7 protein-coding genes and 1 pseudogene are annotated in these 10,417 nt (G+C 55.2%); 2 read left to right on the forward strand and 6 right to left on the reverse strand.

What is annotated here, in order from left to right; genetic code table 11:
• Together AD928_RS01710 and AD928_RS01715 are read left to right on the forward strand one after the other, a co-directional pair.
• Positions 1–2,518: TonB-dependent receptor plug domain-containing protein (locus AD928_RS01710; protein ID WP_062247733.1), on the forward strand; the 2,518-nt coding region annotated here is incomplete at its 5' end.
• Positions 2,519–2,615: 97 nt separating this feature from the next.
• Complete coding sequence (locus AD928_RS01715; RefSeq protein ID WP_062142657.1) at positions 2,616–2,960, forward strand: metal-sensitive transcriptional regulator; 345 nt, start codon at positions 2,616–2,618, stop codon at positions 2,958–2,960.
• Positions 2,961–2,982: 22 nt separating this feature from the next.
• Here the strand turns inward: AD928_RS01715 and AD928_RS01720 are convergent, their stop codons facing one another.
• The 6 genes and pseudogenes from AD928_RS01720 to AD928_RS01745 form a co-directional block, all read right to left on the reverse strand.
• Complete coding sequence (locus tag AD928_RS01720; protein WP_062247735.1) at positions 2,983–3,294, reverse strand: hypothetical protein; 312 nt, start codon at positions 3,292–3,294, stop codon at positions 2,983–2,985.
• Positions 3,295–3,325: 31 nt separating this feature from the next.
• Positions 3,326–4,141 (reverse strand): copper resistance protein B, encoded by an 816-nt coding sequence (locus AD928_RS01725; RefSeq protein ID WP_082779684.1) that lies wholly within the window; start codon positions 4,139–4,141, stop codon positions 3,326–3,328.
• Positions 4,138–5,916: a copper resistance system multicopper oxidase gene (locus AD928_RS01730; protein ID WP_062247739.1), complete on the reverse strand. Its 1,779-nt coding sequence runs from the start codon at positions 5,914–5,916 to the stop codon at positions 4,138–4,140. The genes AD928_RS01725 and AD928_RS01730 overlap by 4 nt, the downstream gene beginning before the upstream one ends.
• Positions 5,917–5,991: 75 nt before the next feature.
• The gene (locus AD928_RS01735) at positions 5,992–6,384 is read right to left on the reverse strand and encodes a DUF2946 family protein (RefSeq protein WP_062247741.1); all 393 of its coding nucleotides are present in this window, start codon (positions 6,382–6,384) and stop codon (positions 5,992–5,994) included.
• Between the two features lie 153 nt (positions 6,385–6,537).
• A complete protein-coding gene (locus AD928_RS01740; RefSeq protein ID WP_062247743.1) occupies positions 6,538–7,998 on the reverse strand; it encodes an aspartate ammonia-lyase in 1,461 nt (486 codons plus the stop codon).
• A gap of 140 nt (positions 7,999–8,138) precedes the next feature.
• Positions 8,139–10,400: pseudogene (locus tag AD928_RS01745) on the reverse strand (TonB-dependent receptor plug domain-containing protein); the annotation flags it as partial.
• Positions 10,401–10,417 lie beyond the last annotated feature (17 nt).

Consider the following 10,417-nt stretch of genomic DNA (forward strand, 5'->3'; position numbering starts at 1 on the left):
CAGCACCAGCACCAGCACCAGCACCACATCCGAAAATCCCCAGACAACGTCCACCCAAAAGACTGAAAATATTGATGTCGTTGGCCACAAAGCTCGTGGCGAAGCACTGGGGCGTCTGAAACCGATCATGCAGATTAAGGCTGATGAAATCCGGGCCTATGGGGTGGATTCCGCCTCTGATCTGCTGACAGTTATCTCTCCGGAAACACGCTCCGGGCGCGGAGCAGGAGGAAACGGGCCTGTCACCCTGCTAAATGGCAAACGTGTTTCCGGCATGCAGGAACTTCAGGATCTGCCCTTTGAATCCATAGATCATGTGGAAATCTTTACCGAAGAGGAAGCTCTGAAATACGGCTATTCCGCCACACAGCGCGTGGTGAATATTATTACCGTTGAGCATTTCCGTGCCGTCCGCACGCGTTTGAGTGGCACCACATCCACAGATGGGGGAGGAGAAACCGGCGCGCCATCCCTCAGCTATACAAAACTGGATGGGGAACGACGGATCAATCTGAGTGCGCGCTATTCCAATCAGGCCGAACTGAAAGACAGCCAGCGCGGCGTGGTGCCAGCGCGGGCCAGCGGGTTATATGCCAATGCAGGGAATGTCACCGCAGCAGACGGCGGCAATCTGGACCCCACACTGGATGCTCTGGCAGGTACGCCCGTTACCGTCGCGGGAGCACCCTCACTGGCCAGCACGCAGGTGCCGACACTTCAGGATTTTCTGCATTACGCGAACCTGCCACACAGTAACGGAGACGCATCGGCCTACACTCTTCAGCCCAGTGTGCAAAAACTGACGCTGAATGGTGTGATTGCCGGGCAGATTTTCAAAACAGTCACGTCTTCCCTCAACCTGACCTACACCCGCCAGGATCAGCACAGCCTGCAAGGCCCGGCACGCGGCATTCTGACCCTTCCGGCCAGCAACCCGTTTTCTCCTTTTTCAGAAGACACTTTGCTGTACAGAAATTTTACAGAAACATCTCCTCTCCGCCAAAAAGTGCATACCGAAACAGCCCATGCCGGTCTGAAGTTTGATGGTGATGTGGGAAGCTGGAAGTGGAACAGCACAGGCAGCTATGACCGCTCAGAAATAACAACCAGCAGCCAGACCGGCCTGAACCTGCAAACTGTCCAGACGAATCTGACAGACGGCAGCACGGCTCTCAATCCGTTTTCTGTTTTTCCGGCCAATGCGCTGTCTCAACGCACCCTGAACACCGGCCACACCACCAGCAATAACGGGCAGGTCAGCGGACTGATGTCAGGGAATGTCTTCTCCCTCCCCGCGGGCGATGTGGCAACCAGTGTCTCGCTCACCGGCGCTCTGACGAACCAGAATGCCGTTTCCTCCATCAAATCCGAACGGTCTTACAGCCATATCCGGCGGGAGGTGGGCACATTCCAGTTCAATGCGGATATCCCCATTGCCAACAGAAACAAGCATGTTCTGCCCTTTCTGGGAAAGCTGGATGGCAATGTAAACGCGGCAGTCAATCAGGTGTCACAATTTGGCACACTGGGCACCATTGGCGGAGGCGTGACATGGGCACCCATCTCATGGGTGCAGTTTCCACTCTCCATCACCAACAGTCAGGAAGCACCCACTGCGTCCCAGCTTGTCGCCCCCACCATCCAGACCCCCAATGTCACAACCTACGATTATGTCACCGGGCAATCCGTGCAGATCACCAGCCTGTCGGGCGGCAACCCAAACCTGAAAGCCACCAGTCGGCATGAAATCAGTCTGGGAACGTTAATCACCCTGCCCTACATCACCGGCGCACGGCTGCATGTGAACTACGTGCATGACACAACCCACAACACCATTCTCTCCCTGCCCACAGCAACAGCCGCAATCGAAAACGCCTTTCCTGACCGCTTTCAGCGCAATACAGACGGCGTTCTGGAAAGTGTTGATATCCGCCCAGTTAATGCAGACAGTGAAAGCCGGAGCGAGTGGAACGCCACCCTCTCCTTCTCCCAGCCGTTACAAGACAGCGGGACGGACAGGCATGGCAAATCGAAAAAAGCGCATGGCCGGATTTATCTGGTCGCCACACAGGTCTGGCGGTTGCAGGATACCGTCACGCTGCGATCTGGCCTGCCCGCTATTAATCTGCTCCGGGGTGGCACCATCAGTGGTCTGGGTGGGCAGCCCCGGCATGAAATGGAACTTCAGGGCGGGATCTATGATAAAGGCATCGGTGTTCGCCTCGTCGGAAAATGGCAGGCTGGCACATCGACTCTGGCATCTTCCCCCGGCGATAGTCTGTATTTTAGTGCGCTGGGAACACTTGATGCCACCGTGTTTGCAGATCTGGGTGAACTGCCACATTGGGAAGACCGGAAATGGGCAAAAAACTTCCGTCTGTTTTTATCTGTGGACAATGTTTTTAATGAACGTATCCATGTTCATAATGGAAAGGGCACGACACCTGCGGGCTACCAGCCTGCCTTTATGGATCCACTGGGCCGCACTATTACATTTTCCATCCGTAAAACAGTCTAAATCACTCTCTTACGGACTGGCGTCTCATATTTGCCTACGGATAGCGGGATAAGAGATGACCTGCTAGGAAAGGCACCATAGAGAGAAAGGGGACACCATGGCAACGCAACCCCGGGCCACAACCGCCCCGGCAAAATGTAACACATGTGAGAGCGAGGGGACGTCCGAGAAACGCGTCCAGCAACCCCACAAAAAAGCTCTGACCAACCGGCTGCGCCGTATTGAAGGTCAGGTTGGCGGTGTGCTGAACATGGTGGAGCAGGACCGCTATTGTGTGGACATCCTCATGCAGATTTCTGCCGTGAAGTCCGCGCTGGATGGTGTTGCGACCGAAATTCTCTCAACCCATGCCAATGGCTGCGTACGCAAGGCTGTGCAGGAAGATGGCGGGGAAGAAGCCATTGAGGAACTGCTGCGCGTTGTACGCAGAATGATCCGGTAAGCCCCTTCCCCATTCTGCCGGTTTAGCGTTCCAGCGTGGCATCCGGCGCGGTCTGCGCAGGCGCGCTCATATTGCCATTCATTTTATCGCAGAAGGCTTTCTGCTCCTTCATGGCCGCAGTCAGCGCCTTGCCCTGCTTTTGCAGTGTTTCAATCCTGCTGCACACAGCCATCTGCTGTTCCATACTCATGCTTTCCATGCCGTGCGGAGCCGTCTGTTTGGGGACTTCCCTCTTCATATCCCCCATGCTCTGCCCCGGTGCCATCTGCATTGGCTCAGCCTGTGCAACACCGGTAAAAAGAAGAGCCGCAAGAGCAATAAAAGAAGATTGCATTGAGTATATCCTTTTTTAGAATAAGAAAAATTCAGAACCAGCTCCGAATCCCCATTGTAAAACGCACAGTTCCGGTCTCGCCGCCCTGGTCATGCACAATCCGACGCGCCTGCGTGAAATATCCGGAATAGGTGACGGCCACGTAGGGCGCGAACTTCCGCCACAGCTCGTAGCGCAGGCGCAACCCGGCATCGACATCCGACAGGCCTGCCCCTACCTGCCGCCCGGCGTCGGATTTGGTGTAGAGATTGAACTCGGCCTGCGGCTGAAGAATCAGGCGGTTGGTCAGCAGGAAATCGTATGAGCCTTCCAGCCGGGCAGCAAAACGCCCGCGATCACTGACATAAGCCGTCGCCTGCACTTCAAACTGATACAGCGCCAGCCCCTGCACGCCGAACGCCCCCCAGGTGCGTGTCGGACCGTCATCAAGATCCGTGCGCACGCCACCCTGAAGGTTGAAGTAGGGTGAGATGGAGCGGCTATAGAGCAGTTCGTGGTCCCCATCATGCAGACGACCTCGCTCCAGTGTGCCTTCGGTTTTCAGCCAGACCTTGTTGTAATCAGACCCGTACCAGGCCTCACCATCCCAGCGAAAATCCGTCCCTCCGGGTGCATACCGCCCTTCAAGCTCATTCATGATGCCATGAAAATAGCTCTCCTGACCCATGACCGGATTGATATGGCCCAGATATATCACTGGGGTGGCAGAAGGGGCATCTGCCGCGTGGTAGCGCGTGGCAGTAACACTGGACGCAGGAGCAGAAGACGCGTTGTCCGCCGCCTGAGCTGTGGGCTGGGCCAGCGCCTGTGCGACCAGACACGCCCCCATCAAAACACGATACTTCATTCCACAATCACCGTGCGGAACATGCCCAGATCCATATGGAGCATCAGGTGGCAATGATAGGCCCACATCCCAGGCACATCCGCCGTGACCAGATAGCTCATCCGAGAGCCCGGTTGAGAAATAAGCGTGTGTTTATAAGGCCGAAAGTCGCCTTGTCCGTTTTCCAGTTCACTCCATAATCCATGCAGATGAATGGGATGTTCCATCATGGTGTCGTTAATCAGCGTAAAGCGGACCCGCTCCCCTTTTTTCAGGTGGATCGGTCCGGATTCTGAAAATTTCCGTCCGTTAAAACCCCAGATATACCGCTCCATATTGCCCGTCAGATGCAGGATGATTTCTCGGGACGGAGGGCGCGGGTCTGCTCCCGGTCGGGTAGCCCGCAACTGTTTGTAGTTCAGCACCCGCCGACCATTGTGCTCCAGTCCGTCACCGGGGCTGCCCAGCCGGTCAACCGGCATCATCGCCACGTTCTGGTTCTCCACATTGATGGGCGGAGGACCGGGGTCATCCACCTCAATGGGCGGCATGGTGTGGTGCATATGACTCATATCCATACCGTGCATGTCCATACCGGCCATACTTCTGCCCGGCATCTCCATATCCTGCATGCTCTCGCCGGGCTTCATGTCCCCCATCCCCATGTCGATCATGGTGCGGACAGGCCGCGGGTCCATGGGTGGCACCGGGCCTGCCATACCCGCACGCGGGGCCAGTGTGCCGCGAGCAAAGCCTGTTCTGTCCTCACTCTGCGCAAAAACAGTGTAAGCGCGGTCATCCTTTGGCTGCACAATCACATCGTAGGTTTCCGCCACACCAATACGGAATTCATCGACGGACACGGGCTCCACATCGTTTCCGTCCGCCTGCACCACCAGCATTTCCAGACCGGGAATACGGATATCAAAAAAGGTCATGGAGGACCCGTTGATAAACCGTAGACGCACCCGCTCACCGGGGCGGAACAGGCCGCTCCAGTTCATATCCGGGGCATGACCGTTCAGCAGATAGGTATAGATAATCCCGGTCACATCCGAGATATCCGTGGCCGCCATCCGCATGCGGGACCAGGCCAGCCGGTCCTTCAGGGCAGCCGCAGCACTCCCTGCCTCGCGCGCTTCCCTGGGGAAAGAAGCAGCCGTCCTCTGGCGGAAAACGTAATAATCATCCTGCATCTTGAGGTTGTTAATCATGTCCATGGGGGACACATCCGTCCATTCCGACAGCAGGATCACATAGTCCCTGTCCCACGCATTGGGGTCCGGGTGGATGGGGTCAATCACCACCGCCCCGTAAAGCCCCTGCGCTTCCTGCATGCCGGAATGGCTATGGTACCAATATGTGCCGCTTTGATGCAGCCGGAAGCGATAAGTAAATGTCTCACCGGGTTTGATGCCGGTAAAACTCAGGCCCGGCACTCCATCCATATCCGATGGCAGACGAATACCGTGCCAGTGAATGGACGTATCCTCATGCCTGAGCGTGTTGGTGACGTTCACCGCCACAGTATCCCCCTGCCGCCAGCGCAGCACAGGGCCGGGCACCGTGCCGCCGATACAGGGGGCGTTCAGAGCCTTGTGGTCAATTTCAATATGGGTGCGGCCAACTCGTAGATCCCACGTCGCCGAAGGCTCTGCCGGGATGAGTCCGGCAGGCAATACGGCACTCGCAGAGCGCGCCGGGTGTGGAAGGGCTGCCAGCAGGCCGCCAGCTCCCATCCCCGTCACAAACCGACGACGTGTCAGGCCGCCCCGCAAACGGGACGAAGAAAACATTCTGAAAAATCCAAACAGTCACACGCAACACCCCGCTTCCCGGCAGGAAACGGGACGGAGGACGCCTGTCAGCGCCTAGCTATTCAGAATTCTGGGGGGACGCAGGGGCGGCAGCCAGTCTGCCCCGGCAAACCCTGTTTGTGCAGACATGCTGAAAGACTGCGCTTTCCCAACAGGACGCAAAACCGGATACAACGCGTCCGCCGGCGCCGGAATGTCTGTCGCAGCAACATGCACATGGCAGCATTTGTCACCATGCGGCACGGTATGGGAATCAGGATGCGTCATCATGCACCGCCCATCCATTGCGTCTGCCTCGGAGCAGGACGTTGCCATGTGATGCATCATGGCATGATGCGCCTGCGCTTCTCGCTGGGCCTGTGCGGGTGAAATACCCGCCAGCAGCCCCACCTGCATCAGCAGGCAGGCCAGCAGACCAATCCATATCCGGGCCTGTGTCCTGACCATTCAGGGCTCCTGTCCTCAGACGCGAGAATGCAAACGTAATGCTATTTTATACCCATGGGGGGAATAAACGAAAAGCCTTTTCTCGAGATGACAGGCAACCGGTTATCAGCCTGACGGCCTCTGGACGCTTTCTCCCTGGGCATCATTTTAAAATCAACCGGCCTGCGTGCCTTTCTGTTTACGCACCGGAGCGGTCATGACTTCCGGCTTCAGAAGATCCGCCAGCAGTTCGGGAGACATCGGCACACGCTCCCTCAGCACATCGGCAACCAACCGGTTTTCCACCAGCGCCTGCTTGGCGATGGACGCGCACAGTTCATACCCCAGCACCGGCACAAAGGCGGTAATAATGCCAATGCTGTTCTGCACCTGCTCCAGACAACGTTCCTTGTTGGCGTGAATACCGCGCACGCATTTTTCCGCCAGAACCTCGAAGGCGTTCTTCATCATCTGGATGGAGTCCAGAATGCAGTAACCCATGGCGGGTTCAAACGCATTCAACTGGAGCTGTCCGCCTTCCGCACAGAATGAGACGGTTGCGTCATGCCCGATGACCATAAAAGCCACCTGATTGACCATTTCCGGAATAACCGGATTAATCTTACCCGGCATGATGGAAGAGCCGGCCTGCGCAGCAGGCAGAACAATTTCCTCCAACCCGGCGCGCGGGCCGCTGGACAGCAGGCGCAGATCATTCGCAATCTTGGAAATCTTGATAGCCAGCCGCTTGAGAACACTTGAGCAGGTCACAAATGCCCCGACATCCGACGTCGCTTCAATCAGGTTCTCAGCCTGTTTCAGCGGGAAACCACACAAATCAGACAGATGGGCCGTCACCAGTGCGCCATATCGTGGGTCACAGTTAATCCCTGTGCCAATAGCCGTCCCACCCAGATTGATTTCAGAAAGCTGCGGCACCACAGCTTCCACCGCGGCAATCTCTTTCCGCAATGTGCCAGCATAGGCTTGAAACTCCTGCCCCAGTGTCATCGGGACGGCATCCTGCAACTGGGTGCGCCCTATTTTCAGGACAGATTTGAATTCTTCGGCTTTTTCCTCAAACGCATTCACCAGTCGTTTCAGAGAGGGCAGAAAAGACCGCAAAGCAAAACAGACGGAAATTTTAACGGCAGTCGGATACACGTCATTAGTGGACTGAGACATGTTCACATCGTCATTCGGATGCAGGCTATCGTACTGCCCTGCCTCAAATCCAGATGCCAGAAGCCCGACATTGGCCACCACTTCATTGGCGTTCATGTTGGTCGAGGTTCCGGCCCCGCCCTGCAGCACATCAACCTTAAAATCTGGCAAATATTCCGGAAGGTTCTGAGTGATTTCCTGACAGGCCTTCTCAATCATCGCAGCCTTTTCCGGGGACAGATAGCCGAGCTGATGATTAGCTGAAGCCGCTGCCTGCTTCACCAGAACAAGTGCTTTAATGAGATCCGGAAATTTTCCTATCGGCGTTCCCGTGACCGGAAAATTATCTATGGCACGTGCCGTATGCACCCCCCACCGCGCATGACGCGGCAGGACATAGGCTCCCAGACTATCCCGTTCAGTCCGCTGCACTTTGTCACTCTTCGGATCGACACTGTTTTGATAAGACATCAGGACAACCTTTCCGCCTGGATTTTCTCACAAAAAAAGCTGCCGCAGATCTGTCACCCTACTCCGGTGAACTGATCTGCGGCAGCGCGCTCATACCCTTAAATCTACTGTGTGTACCATCACGGGACACTTAGCCGACGTTAAAAATCCAGAGACGTTTTGACGTAATACATGCCACCACTAAACCCGTAAGGAGAGTAAGACGCATATTTAGCCAAACCCTGCTGCGTGTTGGCAATGGAGTGCGGCACACGCGTCGGGTGCTTGTTCCCAACGTTATTGGCACCCACGCCAACAGTCCAACGCGGAAGAATTTTATAATCAACTTCCAGATTGGTGATGAACCCCGGATTCTGCTGGAACGGCACAGCCCCGGCCCCGGTGGGTGCTGCCATATAGACAATGGACCCATAACGCAGTTCCTGCACGGATGCAGACCACTTCCCACGCGTCCAGTTCATGCTGATCTGTTCACGGTTTTTAGGAGCCGAATGCAGAACCATCATTTTGGTGTATTCGTTCACCAGATCAGATTTTGCAGACCGGATTTCGTTATCCGAGAAATTGATCCCCATCGCAAAACGGAACTGACCAAGCTTTGCCGTGTGCAGCGTATAGTCGGCGCTAAAGTCCCCACCAAATGTCTGCGTGTTATACAGGTTGGCATAATAGGAAAGTGAAGTTGCACTTTCCAGGTTTGCATTTTTCAGCAGATCCAGAAGTTCAGAGTCATTCTGGTTAACCGAATAGGTTTTGGTGCTGCCCATTCTGCCGTTAATGGCAATATAATACAGGTTCCCCGTTACGTGGAAATCATCAACCGGGGTTGCATCAAAACCGATTGAATAGCTGCGGGAGTATTCACCCTTCATGTTGCCTGCGCCAAGATATTTAGCAATGGCGCTGCTGGCGGGAATCTGATCAACCGTATAACCGGGATACGGTGCTGAATAGAAATAGGACAGCGCGCCCAGCGTAGGCGGACGATAACCCGTATTGATATTGGCCCGAATAGCCCAGCGTTTGTTGAAATTATAGCGCGTACCAACAGAGCCGGTTTCAACAGTGGCAATATTATTATAGCTGCCTACGCGACCACCCAGTGTCCATTCCCACTTCTTGGTGACATAGAAGTCGAGATTAACGTTGCCTTCATACACGTCACGGTTTTGGTAAGTTGCTGCCATTGGGACGTTACCCGGATGGTCAGTCGCCCCCATACCGCTCCAGGACGACGCCTCACCTTCAACCATCTGGAACGTATCATGCCGATATTCACCGCCAAACCGCAGATTGATCGGCTTGGGTGCCCAGTCCGGGCGGAAGGAACGGGAGCCACGCAAACCAGCCGTCAGCTGCGTGGCAATAGACGCACCATCATAGAAGGATGTTTGCGTGCTGCCGGGAATAGAAACGTTTTCAGAGTTCGTGGTGCTGTAATTCTGTTTATCACGCGCATAGGTCACGTAAGCATCCCATGCAAAACCAAACTTGCGTGCCTTGATGCCGTTATCGGTCTCAAAATCAAGCTGATCCATGGCGATGTAAGGCTGGTTACCATCAGGATACAGATCAGGATTGATCCACTCATCCGAGCTGGTGTTCGCACGGTAGGTTTCCGGCACGTTCGCACGACGATGAGAGAATGTGGACGTGCTATAGAAATTAAAGCCGCGCGCCATCGGCACAGACATGTTTTCGCTAATGGTTTCCAGCGTGGATTTGGGAATTCCTAAGCCGCGCTGAACATTACGGTTGGCTGTCTGGTTTCGGGAATCATCAAACAAGGTCCCGTAAAAATCCCCACCACGCGTTGTGGGAAGCTGATGGGAGACCTGAGCAGCAAGGTCGAGGTAGCCGCCATTCCGACCCAGAGCCATGCCGTAATTGGCAGAGCCATCCAGAGCCTGACCATCCCCTGCGTAATAACCACTGTTTTTAAAATTGATGCTGCCACCATGCGTATCATGCTTGAGCACAATATTGACGGCACCCGCAATGGCATCCTGCCCATACAAAGCAGAGGCACCTTCCGTCACAACTTCAATATGATCAATGGCGGAAACCGGAATAAGGGAAATGTCGGCCGGTTCACTGCCCCAGTTCGTGCCAGAGTTTGAATTGAAATTTGCACCAATATGGCGACGATGGCCGTTAACCAGAATCAGCGTGTCATCCGGGGACTGACCACGCAGCTGCATGGTCTGCACAAAGGAGCTTGCACCACCGCCCGGAAGAGCCGCCGTCGTAATAGCCGGATTGGCCTGTGCCAGAGCAGACAGAACGTTTGTCTGGCCAGTTTTCAAAAGTTCAGCGCCTGTCACGACAGTCACCTGCGTCGTGCTGTGCTTAGGCGTTGTAGGTGAAAATACGGAACTGCCAGAATGACCACCGACCTCGACGCGGAAATCTCACAGAA

Origin of the sequence: Acetobacter cerevisiae (assembly GCF_001580535.1) — a bacterium.
Classification (GTDB): Bacteria; Pseudomonadota; Alphaproteobacteria; order Acetobacterales; family Acetobacteraceae; genus Acetobacter; species Acetobacter cerevisiae.

Coding starts and splice junctions, on each gene's coding strand:
- AD928_RS01715 (WP_062142657.1), top strand. CDS start 2,616: ATGGCAACGCAACCCCGGGCCACAACCGCCCCGGCAAAATGTAACACA.
- AD928_RS01720 (WP_062247735.1), bottom strand. CDS start 3,294: ATGCAATCTTCTTTTATTGCTCTTGCGGCTCTTCTTTTTACCGGTGTT.
- AD928_RS01725 (WP_082779684.1), bottom strand. CDS start 4,141: ATGAAGTATCGTGTTTTGATGGGGGCGTGTCTGGTCGCACAGGCGCTG.
- AD928_RS01730 (WP_062247739.1), bottom strand. CDS start 5,916: ATGTTTTCTTCGTCCCGTTTGCGGGGCGGCCTGACACGTCGTCGGTTT.
- AD928_RS01735 (WP_062247741.1), bottom strand. CDS start 6,384: ATGGTCAGGACACAGGCCCGGATATGGATTGGTCTGCTGGCCTGCCTG.
- AD928_RS01740 (WP_062247743.1), bottom strand. CDS start 7,998: ATGTCTTATCAAAACAGTGTCGATCCGAAGAGTGACAAAGTGCAGCGG.